Annotated in this window: 14 protein-coding genes and 1 tRNA gene; 3 read left to right on the forward strand and 12 right to left on the reverse strand. The window is 42.3% G+C overall.

Annotated elements, in window-relative coordinates; translation table 11 throughout:
- Positions 1-293 precede the first annotated feature (293 nt).
- Genes QQL36_RS28000 through QQL36_RS28010 form a run of 3 tightly spaced genes read right to left on the reverse strand, consistent with a single transcriptional unit; the run spans position 294 to position 2460 of the window.
- Positions 294-1052 (reverse strand): SDR family NAD(P)-dependent oxidoreductase, encoded by a 759-nt coding sequence (locus QQL36_RS28000; protein ID WP_083729694.1) that lies wholly within the window; start codon positions 1050-1052, stop codon positions 294-296.
- A gap of 12 nt (positions 1053-1064) precedes the next feature.
- Positions 1065-1694, reverse strand: coding sequence for an NADPH-dependent F420 reductase (locus QQL36_RS28005; protein WP_321567527.1), 630 nt, complete (start codon positions 1692-1694; stop codon positions 1065-1067).
- Positions 1695-1707: 13 nt separating this feature from the next.
- A complete protein-coding gene (locus tag QQL36_RS28010) occupies positions 1708-2460 on the reverse strand; it encodes a glucose 1-dehydrogenase (protein WP_083729692.1) in 753 nt (250 codons plus the stop codon).
- A gap of 104 nt (positions 2461-2564) precedes the next feature.
- On the opposite strand from QQL36_RS28010, the gene QQL36_RS28015 reads away from it, so the two are divergent.
- Both QQL36_RS28015 and QQL36_RS28020 read left to right on the forward strand, forming a co-directional pair.
- Entirely contained in the window at positions 2565-2927 is a 363-nt protein-coding gene (locus QQL36_RS28015; protein WP_321567528.1) for a helix-turn-helix domain-containing protein, read from the forward strand.
- Positions 2928-3037: 110 nt separating this feature from the next.
- Positions 3038-3310 (forward strand): hypothetical protein, encoded by a 273-nt coding sequence (locus QQL36_RS28020; RefSeq protein ID WP_321567529.1) that lies wholly within the window; start codon positions 3038-3040, stop codon positions 3308-3310.
- A gap of 123 nt (positions 3311-3433) precedes the next feature.
- On the opposite strand, the gene QQL36_RS28025 is transcribed toward QQL36_RS28020, so the two are convergent.
- The 6 genes from QQL36_RS28025 to QQL36_RS28050 form a co-directional block, all read right to left on the reverse strand.
- A complete protein-coding gene (locus tag QQL36_RS28025; protein ID WP_321567530.1) occupies positions 3434-3829 on the reverse strand; it encodes a hypothetical protein in 396 nt (131 codons plus the stop codon).
- 105 nt (positions 3830-3934) lie between these two features.
- Positions 3935-4117 (reverse strand): hypothetical protein, encoded by a 183-nt coding sequence (locus tag QQL36_RS28030; RefSeq protein ID WP_321567531.1) that lies wholly within the window; start codon positions 4115-4117, stop codon positions 3935-3937.
- Between the two features lie 241 nt (positions 4118-4358).
- Positions 4359-4889 carry a site-specific integrase gene (locus QQL36_RS28035; RefSeq protein WP_083729688.1) on the reverse strand — a complete coding sequence of 177 codons (531 nt, stop codon included), beginning with the start codon at positions 4887-4889 and terminating at the stop codon, positions 4359-4361.
- An 84-nt stretch (positions 4890-4973) separates the two neighbouring features.
- Complete coding sequence (locus QQL36_RS28040) at positions 4974-5459, reverse strand: phage integrase SAM-like domain-containing protein (protein WP_321567532.1); 486 nt, start codon at positions 5457-5459, stop codon at positions 4974-4976.
- 534 nt (positions 5460-5993) lie between these two features.
- On the reverse strand, positions 5994-7892 hold the full coding sequence (locus QQL36_RS28045) for a tetratricopeptide repeat-containing sensor histidine kinase (protein ID WP_321567533.1): 1899 nt from the start codon (positions 7890-7892) through the stop codon (positions 5994-5996).
- A gap of 511 nt (positions 7893-8403) precedes the next feature.
- A tRNA-Pro gene (locus QQL36_RS28050) sits at positions 8404-8477 on the reverse strand.
- 223 nt (positions 8478-8700) lie between these two features.
- Between QQL36_RS28050 and QQL36_RS28055 the strand changes: the two genes are divergently transcribed.
- A complete protein-coding gene (locus QQL36_RS28055) occupies positions 8701-11118 on the forward strand; it encodes an ABC transporter permease (protein WP_321567534.1) in 2418 nt (805 codons plus the stop codon).
- 235 nt (positions 11119-11353) lie between these two features.
- Here the strand turns inward: QQL36_RS28055 and QQL36_RS28060 are convergent, their stop codons facing one another.
- The 3 genes from QQL36_RS28060 to QQL36_RS28070 form a co-directional block, all read right to left on the reverse strand.
- Positions 11354-13771, reverse strand: a complete 2418-nt coding sequence (locus QQL36_RS28060) for a DNA/RNA non-specific endonuclease (protein WP_321567535.1) — start codon at positions 13769-13771, stop codon at positions 11354-11356.
- 110 nt (positions 13772-13881) lie between these two features.
- Positions 13882-15933 carry a hypothetical protein gene (locus QQL36_RS28065; RefSeq protein WP_321567536.1) on the reverse strand — a complete coding sequence of 684 codons (2052 nt, stop codon included), beginning with the start codon at positions 15931-15933 and terminating at the stop codon, positions 13882-13884.
- 18 nt (positions 15934-15951) lie between these two features.
- Positions 15952-17700 carry a carbamoyltransferase gene (locus tag QQL36_RS28070; RefSeq protein WP_321567537.1) on the reverse strand — a complete coding sequence of 583 codons (1749 nt, stop codon included), beginning with the start codon at positions 17698-17700 and terminating at the stop codon, positions 15952-15954.
- Positions 17701-17707: the final 7 nt, after the last annotated feature.

Genomic DNA, 17707 nt, shown 5'->3' on the forward strand with positions numbered 1-17707 from the left:
TTCAGGTGAATGTTTTTGTAATATAAATATTATCAATGAATGAACAGGGATAATCCATTTCCTGCTACATAAGAAGTCACCCAGAGTGCGTCCTAAAACTAGAATATCTCCGATATTATAAACATATTTACAAGTCATCAAGGCAGAACCAAACTTGAAAAAAATCCCTGCTTCTTACGAAAGCAGGGATTAAAAGGAAATACACTTTTGAACCCATTATTTAATGCATTTTGCCTAGCCATTACACACTTATAATTTCAGCCTATCTTCTTTCATTTTCAGGCTTACGGAAATTAAAAGCCGTACATACCGCCAGAAACGGAAATCTGCTCACCGGTGATCCAGGCAGCCTCATCGGAGGCCAGAAAAACAGCAACTTTCGCGATATCTGCGGGCTGGCCCCTGCGGCCAAGCGGTGTTTTTTCAACAAACATCTTTTCATATTCGCTGCCAGCAGTGACGCCTGCGGCAGCGGCACCTTCCGTGTCAGTAGCGCCCGGTAAAATAGAATTGATCCGAACGTTTTTAACACCCAATTCTTTGGATAAAGCGATAGTGAAAGCATCAAGTGCTGCTTTAGTTGAAGAGTATAAAGATGCATTCGCCAACGGATATTTACTTGCACCGGAACTAATATTAATAATGTTTCCGCCCTTATTGCTGAAAAGTTTCAGCGCCGCCTGGATAGTCAATACCGGCCCTAAAACATTTACGTTAAAACTTTTGTGAAATGCCTCCACCGAAATCTGTTCGATAGGTGCGTATCCTTGAGCTACTGAGTTATTTACTAAAATGTCCAGTGTGCCGAAAGTCTTTTGGGTATTTTCAAACAACCTGTTTACATCAGTTTCATTCGATACATCGGCCTGTACAGAGATGGCTGTACCTCCATTATCCGTAATCTCCTTAACTACTTTGTCCGCGCTTTCTTTACTGGTGGCATAATTAACTACTACTTTTGCGCCTGCTGCGGCAAAATGTTTGGCAATCGCAGCGCCTATTCCTTTTGATGCGCCGGTCACTACCGCTACTTTGTTTTCTAATTTTTTCATCGTTCCTTTTATTTAAGATTTAAACTTGATCAGGTCCTGGAAGATCAACTGTCCCCAGGTATTTCCTTGCGCTTGCACCAGCAGTCCGCCATCGGTAAGTTTGCCCAATTTGACTGGCGCGAAACCAAGCCTTTCCGCAAGCGTTGCGACCTCCGAAGTTGCGTCCTCATCGTCGCCAGCCAGGAACACGACCCTATTGCCGCCATGTACGGCCGGATCCTTTTCAAGGATACCAGCTCCCAAATGGTTAAAGCCTTTAATGAGTTTCCCGTTGGTGAAAGCCTGCGCTACAAATTTGGCCGAGGGTAGCCCTCCCAGCTTGTGGGGCGGCACACCGTAGGCATTAGTCACATCGATGATCATCTTTCCATCCCAGTCGTGCATGGCCCTTGCAACGTCCGGGTGCGACTCGAAACGCACCGCCAAAAAGATAACGTCCGCCTTAACGGCATCTCCAAGTGTTACGGGAATGATCTCTTTTCCGATCGCGGCGGCTTCGGCAGCAAAACGTTCCGGAGTACGTGTGGTAGCAACAGACACTTTGATGCCTTTACGAACAAATGCTTTGGCCAGGGCCTGGCCGATCTTGCCAAAGCCGATAATGGCGTAGCTTTTTGCTACATTGTTTTCTGGATTATTCATTGAGAATTTTAAATTATTTAGATAAATAGGTCATGCCGCCATCCACCAAGAGTTCGGCACCTAGCATAAACGAAGAATCATCAGAGGCTAAAAAAACGGCTGTTTTACCGATATCAGATGGTTGTCCAATCCTGCCGATTGGCATTTGATCGGCAAAGTGTTTTTTTACCGCTTCCATTTGGTCTGCGGGAACAAACTTGTCAAATGCCGGGGTATCCGTGGTGCCCGGTGTGATTATATTTGCTCGAATCTTCCTATCCAAAAGGTCGCTGGAGAAACCTTTGGCCAAATATATCACTGCCGCTTTTGCGGCGCCATACAGTGTAAAATTCGCATAGGCCCGATGGGCCGCATTAGATCCGATTAAAATGATCGAACCACCATCATTCATGTAGGGCAGTGCTTTTTGGATTGTGAAGTAGACACTTTTCAGGTTTATATCAATAGCCTGGTCGAACGCTTCTTCATCAAAAGTCGCTACAGTTCCTACTGCTCCGGCACCCGCATTGGCAACGACGACATCTATCTTGCCGAATTTTTCAGCGGTTGTTGTAAACACTTTCTCTAGGTCAGCCAGTTTGGTCACATCGGCGTTAATAGCGATAAAACCACTTCCCAGTTTTGCCGCTGCGTTGTCCAACGTTTCTTGATTTCTGCCGACAATAACTCCCATTGCACCTTCCTTCTTAAATTCCAACGCAATGCCCAAACCAATGCCGCTATTACCGCCTGTAATCACTGCTACCTTATTTTTTAATCTGCTCATTTTATTTATTCTTTAATTGTTTCACAAAGCTACCATTGATAGTTTATATTTGTAACTATTAGAATTGAATCTGGTTACTGTCAGGTAACTACAAAATTTAAATCATGAGAGACGAGAGATTTTGCGCTTCAAACTGCTCCTTTACAAGGGCAATTGGTACAATCGGGAATAAATGGAAACCGATCATCATCAATGTGATCGGTACCCGTACCGTGCGTTTTGGTCAGATGGATTCCATTATTCCGCATATTTCAAGAAAAGTACTGACCGAACAACTTAAGGAGCTGGAAGAAGATGGGCTGCTAATTAGAATAGCCTATAAGGAACTGCCGCCAAGGGTGGATTACCGGTTGTCTGAAAAGGGGTTAGCCTTTTTACCTATCTTGGAAAGTATCAAGGAATGGAACTTCAAATATGAGGTTGCTTTAATACCCAAGGAAAATGATAGAATAACTTATAACAAATAATGTATAATCAAATTAGATGCGCTTGCAAAAGGCGAAGAGCGTTTAATGACAAGTCAGTTAGGAAGCGCAGAATAGCATTTACTTTGCGAAAACATTAGCCAATTTAACTGATGATATTCTTTTATACCGCCCGAGCAAAATTCAATAATGAAAATGGTGCCGACATTCTTGCATGGAACAACTATATCGAATGGAGCAAGCTCACACAATTAACTGAACTCGTTTCGATTGACACCAGCATTAATGAAGTTTTAGTTGAGACTGATCGAACAAGTGAAGAAGACTGGAAAGAAATAGTCATTGATGGATACCATGAAACGGGGTTCTATAGAACATTAGACCATGTGCTGAAAAAAAAGATATTAAAAGATTTAATCTCCTGACTGTTGTTATTGAGCCAGAAACCGATTGTTTGTTAACCCCAATAGACAGTTATGATTTTATTGGCTATGATCTCCTAGACCAAATATTATGACACCAGCGCCTTAAGCAACTGCGGAGGATTATCACCGTGCAAGGAAGAAGATAACCTGCGTCATAGTCATAAAGGCATTTATTTCATCAAAATATAGTATATGCTTGTTATTATCCTTATTAGTTAAAATAAATTTATGCCGATAAGCTTCAAGACTTTCACGGCAATGCTCCACCTCTTCCAAATCCTCGAGGAAAATCTCATATCCTACTCCTTTTGAGGCGGACCTTATGCGTCTTTTTGTAATTAAGACCCAGTTGTCATCGTCTTCTTTGAAAATAATTAACCCCTTTTCATCTTCAGAAAGGCCTTTAAGTTGAGCTGAATAATTGTCTTCATTGTCCTCTGTAATTATTTTAACGAACTCACTTTCACCGCCATTTTTGTTGAATATCTTTAATATTACATTCGGCTTTTTCTCCTTCATCGTGATATAAATTTAGTACAATATCAAAGTCAGTTTCACTTCTCCAGGAATAATTAATATGTTGATTAATGGAGAAAGTACTTTTAAGAGCAACACTAATTTTGTTCAGCTCGCGTATTTTGCTTTTAACAGTTCAATTGGAAATGGATGTTCCTTCAATCTGCGCTTAGCCTGCTCTATCTTTTTTATTATAAAAGGGCTATTGCGCACTGCATCATCCGGAATGCTCGATTTACCAACTATTAACTTTCCCCTTTTTTCAAGAAATTGTGAAATTTTTGTAGACATAATTTCTTCCTTTTAATCAAAATTAAACTTTTTTTCTGGTAACCCAAAATGCTCCATAGTTCTTGTCAGATTCAAACGGCTGCAACTTTTCAATTTTGTATAAACGACCGTTTTTTTATTGTACCATTTGGCCCCGTACTCTCAAAGTCAAATCTGGCAGTCGTTTCATTTAATATATAAGGATACTTTACTTGTCTTTTTTCATGACTATACAAATGTAGGTCGTAATATAACTCAGATTCTATTCATTCTCGTTCATTTTCTGCTGTAACATCGCCATATCCATTGCTACTTTACTCTGCGTTACCTTCGCATAAATCATGGTCGTACTCAGCTTCGTATGACCTAACATCTTACTGATTGACTCTATAGGCACTCCATTCATTAGCGTTATAGTAGTTGCAAACGTATGCCTCGCAAGGTGAAACGTCAGGTGCTTTTTTATCTCACAGATTTCACTGATTATTTTAAGACCTCTATTGATATTTTGATTGGTGGTGCTTGGGAAAATATACTCCGCGTCTTGATTGTATATATTCAATATCGATATTGCCTGTTTGAGTAATGGTACGTATACAGGTGTACCTGTTTTTGCTCTGGATGTCTTAATCCATTTCATTCCATCATTAGCAGTAAATATATTCTCCGGCTTTAAACTCAATAAATCCGCAAATGCCAATCCTGTGTAACAACTGAAAAGAAACAGCTCTTTTACCTGCTTTAGCATCTCATTTTCAAATTCTTTATTCTCTATAGCCTTCAGCTCTTCCAAGCTGAGAAAATCGCGCTCTTTATGCTTAAATTTCAGCTTGTATAATTCAAACGGGTTTTTATCTACCCATTCATTATCCTTCGCCTATTTCATTATTTTCTTCAGGCGCTCCATATGCTTCATAGTCCCATTATTTGTGCATTGATCATGCTCCTTCAATGGCTGGGTCCTAACATAATGCTCAAAACCAGTAATAAACTCAAAAGCAAGCTTCCTAAGCAACACATCATTTGTACCATAATGTTTTTTAATAAACAGCTGTAAATAGCTCTCAGTAGTGCGATAGTTTTTCATAGTCCCGGGAACCAGGACTGTTTTCATAATTTCATTGTGATGGCCTATGAGCCACATCAAAGAATGCTGTTCTACAGGCTTATCGTAATTTAAAAATGCCTGCTTCACCATATCCGCATTTATTCCCTCATCTCCCAATCTTAATTGCTGGTAATGCCGGACTAACTTAGCCCTTACCTCTTCCAAATAGCTGTTAAACCGCCTTAACTCATCCGATTTACTCTTAGCACATCCCTTCGCCTCATTCCAATCAGAGGGATTGATTTGCTGTTTCATCCCAGCTCACACTTAGTCTTGTTCACCACGATCCGGGCATACGCATAACATCTCAGTGGTGAGCAAACCCCGGAACCGTTGGCGGATGAAGACGGAGACGGGGGCCACGGCGTCAACCGTGCTGTAATCGATCAGCTTGTACGTGACTCGGCAAATAGTGGAATACGTTCGGTTGTGTTGTGCAATACGACTATATACGGCTGGTGCAATGGTATAAAAAGGGATAGCATACAGGTGCCGTGGTTGATCAGGGAAGCCATAAAAATCGGTACCGCCAGTTATATCGGGAAATGTGAGAATATATGGTCGAATGTGTGCATTTCGACGATCTTGTTGATCTATATGTGCTCGCATTGGACAAAACGGTGGCAGGAAGTTTTTTTCGTTGAAAATGGTGACTCGAAAGATCATGAAAGCCTGCCTGAATCGTCTGTTGCTTTCATCCAGGTAGCATTCATTAGTATACTTCTAAAATAACGAGAATCAGTTTTTAAACATACTCTAATACAAGAGCGGGTATTAAATAAATGCTATTCAATAAAAACTGATAGAAAAAACTGTCCCGTGAGGACTATTAGGATAAGCTGTCAATTGTCCACCGTTTGCTTCAATAAAGTCTTTACACATCACCAGTCCCAGCCCAGTTCCCTTTTCCCCTCCTGTACCTATTGAAGGCTGCGAGAAAGCGCCCATTTCCATATTTTTAATTACGTCATCAGGCAGCCCCGGACCATTATCACAAACATTGATAAACACCTGATCATTCTCTTTGAAACATTTTACGAATACTATGGAACCCGAAGGACAGAATTTAAGCGCATTACTCACCAGGTTTCGGATCACTATTTCCAACTGATTAGCATCAGCTATAATTTTTAGATCATCCTGCATCTGCTTTTCTAACACAATTTCTTTTTTCAGAGCATCGCTGGCTAGCAGATTAAAAATATTATTAACCACCTTATCTAAAATGACAACTTCCTTTTTAGTAACATTTCCATCAAGTTGAGAATGAGCCCACATCAGCAAATTATCAGTTACCTGATAAAGATTATCTACCCGGTCTTTCAATTTGGGAATAAAGCTTTTGAATTCGTCAATATCCATATACCCTTCTTCCAAAACAGCCAGGATCATTCCCAAACTACTGATTGGCCCCCTAAGATCATGAGCGATAAGAGAGAAAAGTTTATCTTTGGCCCTGTTGGCCTCTTCTTCTTTTTTTCGCAATTTTTCTTCGGCTATTTTTTCTACCTCTACAAGGCGGGCTTTTTCAGATAGCATACTGTTGATTCGCTTTTTCTGAGAGATATAAATAAATGCAAACAGGGTTACCACTATCATACCTACAATTGCAGTAATAGCAAACCGGAAGTTTTGCTGACTACTTGCAATACTTGCTTTGATAAGTAAGGCATCCTGCTCCTCTTTCTCCTGCGAAAATTCATTGACCCTCATTTTAAGTAAGGATTCACTTTTATTATTCTGCAGACTGTCATCTATATCCTGGGCAAGTAAGAGGTAGTGATAGGCGCTATCTGGTTTACCAACAGCATTAAAGTAATTTGATAGATTCTTGTAGATTCTGATCCAGGATTTTCTAAAAGGCCGATTATCCAGGCGCAACAAATACAGACCACTATCAAGCAATATTTTGGCGCGGACAAAACGCTTCTGTTGCAAGGCTACACCAGAGAGATCAAAGTAATCGTTGGCTGCACCTTCAAAAAGGGAATCTTTCAGACATAGATGCATATCAAAGTAGAGGAGAGGTATGGCTTCTGCTATTTTTCCCATTTCCAGATAAAGTGAACCGATATTACCGTTGGATAGGCCGATCCAGGCACTGTCTTTTGAGCTGATAGCAGCGGCAAGCGCCTGGTGAAGAAAAAGGGAAGCATCATCATATTTTTGCCGCCGCTGAGCAATAAGACCCAACATAGTCAAACAATTAATCAAATCTCTGTTAACAGGGCCATTATATGCTTCAAGGTGCTTTTCCATTGTGACCTGAGCTTTTTCAAAATCACCAAGTTGATAATACGAAGCCCCTATTTCGTAAAGGATCTTCTCCTTTATTTCCGGTTTGTCAAATGCGGGATCAGTAGCTATTGACAACAGGTAAAGGAAAAGATTATCTTCATGTCCCGAACGATTATATGTGATTTTTGTTAGCTCATACATCCAACCAAAAGCCTGGGGATAATGCGGTAGCTCAGCCGCTATATGTAGCAACGAATCCTCATAATAAATAGCATCCGTATAAGGTGTCTGATCAATAATTGCCTTAACTCCGTTAAAAACCGACTCCATATTACTTGCATCAGATTTCCTCAGGAGCTGTTCTACAAGCTCCAATTTAGATTGAGAATGAACAACCGGACAAAAAATTAAAACCAGAAAAAACAAAAAGAAACAAGCTCTTAATATCAATTGATATATATATATTATATTACATTAATTAATGTAAATTAAGTAAAATAGTATTTTAATTGATTAAAATATCTCTTTCCGCAAGCACCAGACCGAACAAGTCTGACTTTCATATTTAAAAATGCCAGCTTTTTCCAATAGTGCTGTATAAATATTGAGGATTTGAACAAACTAATCTGCCTCATTTGTTTCATTAATTTCAATTGTTCTGTAACGGTCAATAAGTGTCAATTCTTGAACAATCTGAATTCGTCGGGACCACTCCTAAGAGTTTCTTCTAAATGACCGGGGCATAAAATGGAAACATTTTAGGGCATGTGATTTATATAATGGACCAATACAGGGTATAATTAAAATGGGAAGTTACTATTACTGTTGATTCAATTATTTTCCTACGCTATTTGGTTAAAGGGATCGAACTTGTTAGAGTTGATTATGAGTAATTTACAAACAATGTATATTATAAATTAAAAGCAAAACCCGCTCAAAGAACGGGTTTTGCTTTTAATAGTCGGGACGACTAGATTCGAACTAGCGACCTCTTGCACCCCATGCAAGCGCGCTACCGGGCTGCGCTACGTCCCGAAAACCGGTATCCTGTGAAAATCACAGGGATGCAAAAGTAATGATTTTTTTATTTTTTCAAAATTTCTTTCTCTTTACAATGCAAAACCGACTGTCCATTATCGGTCAGCATAACGTACGTATTTGAACATATTGAAACCACCATACCCGCCATGGCACTACATCCCTTTAAATGGCAGCTTTTTTGCACCTCCCACCCCGCCATCAATGGCCCATCCCGATTATGCTAAAAAATCACCTTAAGATCGCCTGGAGAAGTCTACAGAGAAAGAAAGCCTATTCTGCTATCAACATCATTGGCCTTGCCGTAGGTATCACCTGCTGCATCATGATTGCCCTGTACGTATCAGATGAATTATCGTACGACAAGTATAACGTTCATTACAACGAAATTTACAGGGTACTGCATGCATACCGGAATGTGAAAGATCATGACATCACGAAAGCACCTGCGCCAGCCGAATACCAGGTATGGGGAAACGCCCCCGTCGCCCCTGCCCTGCAGGAATACTTCCCGGAAATAAAAAAGGTGACACGCTTCACCAGTCCTAATACCTTATTACTGGAACACAACGGGATGCGGTTTCAGGAAAAGGGAATTGTAATGGCAGATTCCACCACCTTCGACATATTCAGCTGGAAAATGCTGTCGGGTAATCCCAAAACAGCCTTAGTAGCCCCTTACAGTATCGTGCTCACCAAAAGTGTAGCCAGAAAATACTTTGGTGACCGGGATGCCGTAGGCCAATCATTATTGGCAGATCATAAGGAAACATTACTGGTGACCGGTGTCATGGAAGATTTGCCGCCGAATACACATCTAAGTTTTAATGCGCTGATCTCCATGAGCACCTTTATGAAATGGCGGCCGGAGATATTTAACCAATGGGGATACATTGATTTCTATACTTACTTCCTTATTCCACCACAGACCAACATCCACAATCTGGAAGCGCGCATTCCTTCATTTGTCAATAAGTATTTTGCAAAAAATGATTTAGATAATTACACCATTGCATTTGAACCTTTGCAGTCGGCCTACCTGCATTCCAGTGCCAAACGGCAACCTGGTGCCACCGGCAGCATGTCCAATATTTACATCTTTTCCATTGTGGGCATATTCATCCTGCTGATTGCCTGTATTAACTTTGTCAATCTCTCCACTGCCCGTTCCATGGAACGGGCCAGGGAAGTAGGTGTCAGAAAAGCAGTAGGTGCCCACCAGAATGGATTGATATACCAATTCCTCACAGAAGCCACATTGATATCCCTGATGGCGGTGATCATAGCAATCATACTTGCGCTGCTGTTGCTGCCATTCATGCGTGAAATAGCGGGTAAACCCATTACTTACGCGGCGCTGTTATCGTGGCGGATACTACCTGCCCTCATCGTGTTACCTTTCGTACTGGGATTACTGGCTGGCAGTTACCCTGCATGGGTACTTTCCAGTTTCAGACCGGTAGAAGTACTGAAAGGGCAATTCCGCTCATCAGGTAAAGGTATTGTACTGAGAAAGACCCTCGTAATTGTGCAGTTCAGTCTCTCCGTAGGATTGATAGCAGGTACCATGATCGTGTATTCCCAATTGAAACATCTCAGGCAACATTCCCTTGGGTACAGGCAGGACCAGATGCTGGTAATTGATTATGGTGGAGACTATAGTGTGAATATGTCTATTGAAACCATCAAAGCCATACTGGCCAGCAACAGTGCCGTCACCAGTGTATCTGCATCGAGAGCAGTACCCGGCGATTTCTTTCCAAATGGCACCACCTTTATTGAATCCACTACGGGTGACATGAAAATGGAGACACCTGCCTTATATGAAGTTGATTTCGACTTCATTCCAACTTATGAAATAAAGATGGCTGCTGGTAGGGCCTATTCCAGAGCATTTCCGGCAGATACGGTACAATCACTCATCATAAATGAAGCTGCTGTCAAGCAATTCGGATATGCTGATCCGGCTAAAATAATCGGGAAGCGCTTTGAACATTGGGGACGTACAGGCACGGTGGTAGGTGTCGTAAAAGACTTCAATTACATCTCCCTCCACAAACAGGTAGAACCACTGGTGATCAGAATTGCGTCATTTTATACATTCAACAAAATCTCACTCCGGGTGAAAACCGATAACATGACAAAGACCATTCATGAACTGGAACAAACATGGAATACAACGGTACCGGACCATCCATTTTTATATTCATTCCTGGACGAATCATTTAACGAACAATACCAGCAGGATGCCCGCTTCGGCGAGTTATTTGCAGCTTTTGCCATCCTGACAATATTCATTGCCTGCCTTGGATTATTTGGACTGGCCACTTATGCTACAGAGCAAAGAGTAAAAGAAATTGGCGTACGCAAAGCATTAGGGGCTTCATCCATGAGTATTGTGACATTATTGTCTTCGGACTTTGTCAAACTGGTGATGATTGCTATTGTAATTGCCACACCTTTAGTATGGTGGACGATGCAGCAATGGCTGGCGGGTTATGCATACCAGGTAGCTATACAATGGTGGATGCCGGCACTGGCCGGGGTATTGGCGATAGTGACGGCATTGCTTACAGTGAGTGTGCTGTCTTTCCGTGCGGCGTTGATGAACCCAATAAAAGCATTAAGAACAGAATAATAAGAAGAAAAAGTAAATGGTAATATATAGTCCGGAAACATCCAATGTTGCGCTTTTTGATAAAGCGTATTTAGTAGAAGAGCAGATTAAGAGGATTAGAACCAGCATGCAAACCGGGATATTGGATAAAATGCAACTGTATGCGCGTACGCACCATGTGCCCGATTCAGGATGAGGTCATTACTTGCGTTCTCATTTTATAAATGACCACAACATGAACCATGTTTTTCTATTTTCATTTTACCCTGAATTCTTTTTTGAATTGATTATAGTATTTTTCGCATTCCTTCGTTTTGGTAAACACATCATTGTATTTTTTGACATTGGGATAAGCCTTATAAGCCTCACTGGGACTGATTATTTCCAGATGGATCATTATCGCCAGGCCTACATATTTTATCAAATCCTGCTCCTGTAATAATTTATTAAAATCCTGGTCCTTACGGCTCACAATCCAATCCCTGGCAGGCAAAAATAGTTCCTTAATCAGCTGCTCCTTTTCATCTGCCACCTTATTGTCACTATCCGCTATCTGGCCAGGATTCCAGTCCAGGTTCGCTGTCTTTTCCGATGATGATACTATTTCCTCTTCATCTACATCCCGCTCCTTCTCCTGCTCTTCATCTACAAGCGATGGAATATCATTGGTAGATTCAATGTTGTCAGACAGCACATGCAGGGCCTTTGATTCACCTTCAGGGGCTTGCTCCTTCGGCCTTAATCGCTCCAATTCCTCGGCCATCACCTTATTTTTTTCTTCCAGGGATTTGATTCTCTCTTTAAGCCGTTTATTTTCCTCATCTCCTTCTCTCGCTAACTTCCCTGTTTCAAGCCCCCTGCTATACCCGTTTTTAAATGGTGCGGCACTGCCCAGAGATACTCTTCTATTAATAATCCACTCCTCCGACTTGGCCTCCTGTCCATTCAATCCATCAAAAAAGCCAAGTTCAAACCCCAGGTTTTCTGCCCGTTGCCTGGCTTTGTATTTGTATTCCTCCAGCTGTTCCGTCAGTTTACCTGCCAAATCATTCTGACTATCAATTGTCTCCTCCAACTTAACAATCCTTTCATGCATTTCAATTTTTTCCTTCTCCAGCGATTCAGAATAGGCTTCTGCTCTTTCCAGTTCTTCTACTTCGATGTCATATTGAGACTGGAGAGAATCCAGCTGGAATTTAAGCACACTCAGTTTTCGTTGTTCTTCTACAAGCTCTTTATTCTTACCTGTCAATAATTCCAGTTGCTTACCAGCTTCTGTTTTTTCCTTTGTAATCTCTTCAACCTGCTTTTGCAGTTTGCTGATAGGCAAAGAATAAATAGCCGCAGCAATGAATTCAATTTTTATATGTGCTTCTGTATTCAGCACAACATCTTTTTCCTTATCAAATTTAAGCTTGGCTGACGTGTTTACCTTATTTACGCCACCCCAGGGATATGCTTTACCACTTGAATCTTTATAGCCAGGAGATACGACATTATCATCCCGGATATACCCGAAATTAGATGCTAAATATTCGGATGGTTTATTAATAGGTAATTCAAAAGTGTGCTTATTCTCCAGGTCATTGTCAGGGTCAGGATTCGAAAAATCAGTCGACTCTTTATAACTGCCGAATGTAATTTTGAGCATAGATGCGTAATCCTTGCCTGCATCATTGTCATAATCCACTTCCGTTTTATAATATACGATCTGATGTTCCTTGTTGACCCACTCCACCACGTTATCTTCCACCTTATTCGCCATCTCACTGTTTACATCACCTGGAATAGCGGTCAGGTTCCTGGCATCATTACCAGGTCCTCCAAGTTTATGGTTCAATAAATGGCCCGCAATGTAGTCCTGGTTGCCAGCTGCCGAACTTAGGGTTTTAACACTTTTATTGATCGCTTTATTGTCGGATACAGATCCAAGCGGATGATCGGATGCGAGTACTGTGGCGGTAACGCCTTTCCCTTGCCCGTGCGCTATTGGCTCCCATTCGATGGCCGTCTGAACCTTTTTCTTGCTATCATGTTGCGCTTCCCCTTTCAGGCCAGTGGCCTTGTGGTCCAATTTATCAATAGATGTTTTGTACAACTCCCATTTAGCCTTTGACACCTCCGCTGCTGTAGCCGCCTCCAGTATCAGGTTATTTTCATTAAGCGCATCCTGCGTAATCTCTGCCAGCAAGCCGTCTTTTTCGTCTCGCAATAACTGTATCTGCACCTCTCCAACAAGTTTATATGCATCTTTCAATTTATCGATATCGATCAGACCACAATCTTTAAGCTTTTCAGCTAATTTTTTACCTGCCTCACTACCCACATTTCCTTTACCTGAATATATCCTGGCTATGCCCTGAACGACGATCCATTTTACCTGATCCTCAAAAATGGTCGTTTTAGACATGGGTTTTCGTTGCAGTACAGGGAAGTACATAGGCGCCTGCATCCTATCTTCAGCGCCGCCCGGCTTTATAACGGGTTTCAATTGAAACGGAGCCTTTCCATTTACATCAGGTATGGAGAATGGCTCCATTTCATTTTCTTTATCTAATGCTGTTTTTTGAAATGAATCGGCTGCAGGCTGAGATATTCCTGAGGAACGGTGGCTATTTGCTACCGCCATAGAAGAAGTCCGCCCACCATCGGTATTTCTATTTTCATGTGCCATAAAAATATGGGGTTATGCTATTAATATAAGCAATTATTTCGTGGTAATTTTCACCAAATAATAATGGCGACTAAAATAGCCGCCATTATATAAATTCATGTAATAAATACCTATTCCCCACTCATCACCGTCAACCGGCTCACCTCCCCGATCACAGGAAATAATGCCGTCAGGAATGACTCTGCCGTCAATGCCCCATTCACTGTCAGCGGCTGTGAAACATATGGCCACGTGATCTTTAATTCATTCAATCCTGCCTGCAACAACTCCTTCCTCACCACAAACCGCACAGGCGTCCACTGGCCCGTAGCAGCTACACTGGCTACAGGCGTTGGTTGGTCGTTGAGCGTTATCTTCACCTCATCAGTCATTGCCCTGTAAACAAAATCGAAGATGAGATCATCTTCTCCATTGCTTACAAAGTAAAAGGTAGATTCCTTTTGACGGGACTCAAAAAAGAATGGCTTATTCTTTACAAAGAAATTATGATAAGAGCGTTGGCAATAATAAGATGCTAATAGATCTACCGGCCGGTCCTGTACCGCATGCTCCTTCATTCGAAGCAGGTTCACCTCCTGGTCAATATCTATCCCATCTTTCTTCAGGATACTGGCAATAGCATCAATCAAAGTAATATCCATCAACTTCGTATTCCTGGGATGACGCAATGTATACCCTCCCATATATTGCTTCAGATCCTCTCCTGTGATCAGTTCTTCAAATGATTTGCACAACAACGTACTGGCCATCCTTGTTGCAAAGTCAATATATTTCCTCATGATATTGCTGATGCCGGGAAACAGCATATATGCCTGGTTACAATGATATTCAATAATCTCCCTGGATTGCCCATAGTGCGTATTATAAATAGCAGCCCCGAAATGTGCATGCGCCAGGATCTCATTGCCGGGCACTAATGGAGATGCAACCAGTGTTTCCACTTCACATTTTTCACCTGTCAGAATTTCCGATATCGATGCTGATGCATACCTGGCTATTAACCTGACTCCTTCAATCGTCAGGTGACAATTGTCCAGAAATAACTGCCGACCGGGTAACTGACCCGCATACCTTGTTTTAAATATATTTTCCATATCCAGGGTACGGATCCCATGGTCTTCCGCCGCATCAAGAATCGTTTCCCTGATCACTTTCAGTCTCCGTGGCATACTCTTACTGCTACGGTTAAATAAAATAGCATCTCTGGCTATTTCAAGACATCTCCTTGCACCTTCCAGGTTACCTGTACGCATGTAATATTCTGCCAGCAGCTCAAATCCATATGGATTGGATGGATCTGCCTCTGTCATTTTGTTTGCTGCCGCTCCAAATCCTTCAAGGTCTTCTTCCGGGTGAATGCTTTTTGCGGCTGACCGGGCATCCAGCCACTCCTGCCCCCTTGTGCCAGGCAGGACAGGCAATATCTGCTCCAGCTCATTACTTTTCCAGTCCAGCAAATTGAACTCAGGGATGATAAAAAGTACCGGTACCTGCCGGTCTGTAAATGTGTGCTCTATTTCGCCGAGGGTTGACATTACTATCTTCTTCATCTCTTCTTCCATAAATGACTTCATACCAGGCAAACCTTCCGCATCACAAATATCGAGCAACTGCTGGTAATCATATTCCTGCTCATGCAGCTGGAATACCCAGTTATTCCCTGCAAATATGATGACGGCATCTGGTTCCAACGCTACCGATGATTGCATCAGTGGCACCAGGTCACGTAACAACATACTGGTTCTTGCCAGGTCGATTATTTCCACATCTGCCCCAAGGATATGAGCTATTTCCATGGAAAGATTATATCCCGGATCATAAAACACCGTCCTCGCTGCTGATTCTCCAAATAACAGTACCCGCATTTTACTACTTTTCGGAGGTATCTCATGTACATTTGCCCACAGGCCCCATTCCAGCTGTTTTTTTACATCCCTCCTGTAAAGGGTCTTTCCATCCTGCTCCACCTGTTTCCAGATGCCTATCTGCCCTCCGGGAGAAAGCGCTATTTCGGGGGCCTCCACACACGGCTTTATCACTTCATCCAGGGTAAACTGTTCCAGCGCATTTGCAATAGCTGTATTATCCTTATTATGGCTGCTTAAAAGCTCAGCCAGTGTATTGGCCAGGGGTTTCAATGTTTCTGAAGGTCTGTATGACATACAAATAATTATAGGAGATCAAACAAATGTATATACTTCATGGGTGATACCACTTTGTCTTACCACATCGTGTAATAAGAGTAGCTTCAACAGGTCGAAATTATTTTCTTCCCTGTCTATGATGTAATCACCCAGTATTAAACAATCTATATCCGTGGTAATAAAACATCTCAGGGCATCTTCGGGTGTACAAACAATCGGTTCTCCTTTTATATTGAAGGATGTATTCAACAGGATCGGACACCCCGTCAACCTGTCGAATGCCCGCAATAATTCATAAAACCGCTCATTGGTATCCCGGTGTACGGTCTGTACCCGCGCTGATCCATCTACATGGGTAATGGCAGGAAGGTCCAGTGCAGAGATGACCTGGCAGGTTTCAAGCATAAATGGCGAAGCATGATCCAAGTCAAAATGTTCACCAGCACGTTTGTCAAGTACTGCTGGGGCAAAGGGGCGAAATCCTTCGCGCTTTTTTACCATGGCATTAATACGATCCCGCATGACCGGGCTCCTGGGGTCAGCCAGGATGGATCTCGCGCCCAGTGACCGGGGGCCAAATTCCATCCGTCCCTGGAACCATCCTATTACTTTCCCCTCATTTAGCCTGGCAGCTGTTGCTTCCAGTAATGCACCTGTGCGGGGAAAAGCCGTATAACGGATAGAAGTCGCTTCCAGCAATTGCTGCACTTCCCCGGATGAATAGGCTGGACCCAGGTAAACATGCTGCTGCCTTTCCTTTTGGGGCCGGCTTCCTATCAACTCCACATGTGCCAGCGCAGCAGCGCCTATGGCTCCTCCTGCATCATTCGCAGCTGGCTGTACAAACAGGTTTTTAAAAGGCGTATTCCGCAGTACTTTTCCATTCGCCACACAATTCAATGCCACGCCACCTGCCATACAAAGGTTTTCCATCCCCGTCTTTTCATACAGGTAACTGGCTTTCGCTACCAGTACCTCTTCCAGCACCTGCTGCATACTACGGGCTATATCCATATGCACCTGTTCCATCTCCCGGTCTTCTCCCCTTGGAGGCATGCCAAATAGTCCGCTCAGCGCATCTGAATACATCCTGTTACCTGATATGAAATCAAAGTATTGCATATCCAAACGAAATTGCCCATTCTCAGTTTCCTGTATCAGCTTGCGGATTTCATTGACATATGATGGCTTTCCATATGGCGCCAGCCCCATCACCTTGTATTCTCCATCATTCACCCCAAAGCCAAGGAAACTGGTAATAGTGCTGTATAATAACCCTATTGAATCGGGGAACTCTACCTGCTCAAAAATATCCAGCTTATTCCCTGATCCGGTTGCATAGGTGGTAGTCGCCCATTCTCCCACTCCATCCACCGTTAATACGGCTGCCTGCTCAAAACCGGAAAAGTAAAAACTACTGGCACCATGAGACAAGTGATGATCATAGTATTTTACAGGACCGTTAAAGCCCAGCTTTGACCTGATCTGTTCATCCACCATATTAGGATTAATACGCTGTAACCATCCTTCGTCATTCTTCAATATGCCACTCCATAACTGTCTCGCTAATTTCTTTTGCGGGTCTTCATAATAAGCTATACAATCCACATCTGCCAGCGTGATTCCCCCCTGTTCCAGGCAATATTTAAACGCTTGCCTGGGCAGAGCAGGATCTGCCTTAATACGGGAAAAACGTTCTTCTTCTGCAGCTGCTGTCAATACCCCGTCTTTTATCAAACAACAGGCAGCATCATGGAAAAATGCAGAGATACCAATGATATTCATATTTTAT

The sequence above is a fragment of the Chitinophaga sp. LS1 genome, from assembly GCF_034274695.1.
Lineage (GTDB): Bacteria > Bacteroidota > Bacteroidia > Chitinophagales > Chitinophagaceae > Chitinophaga.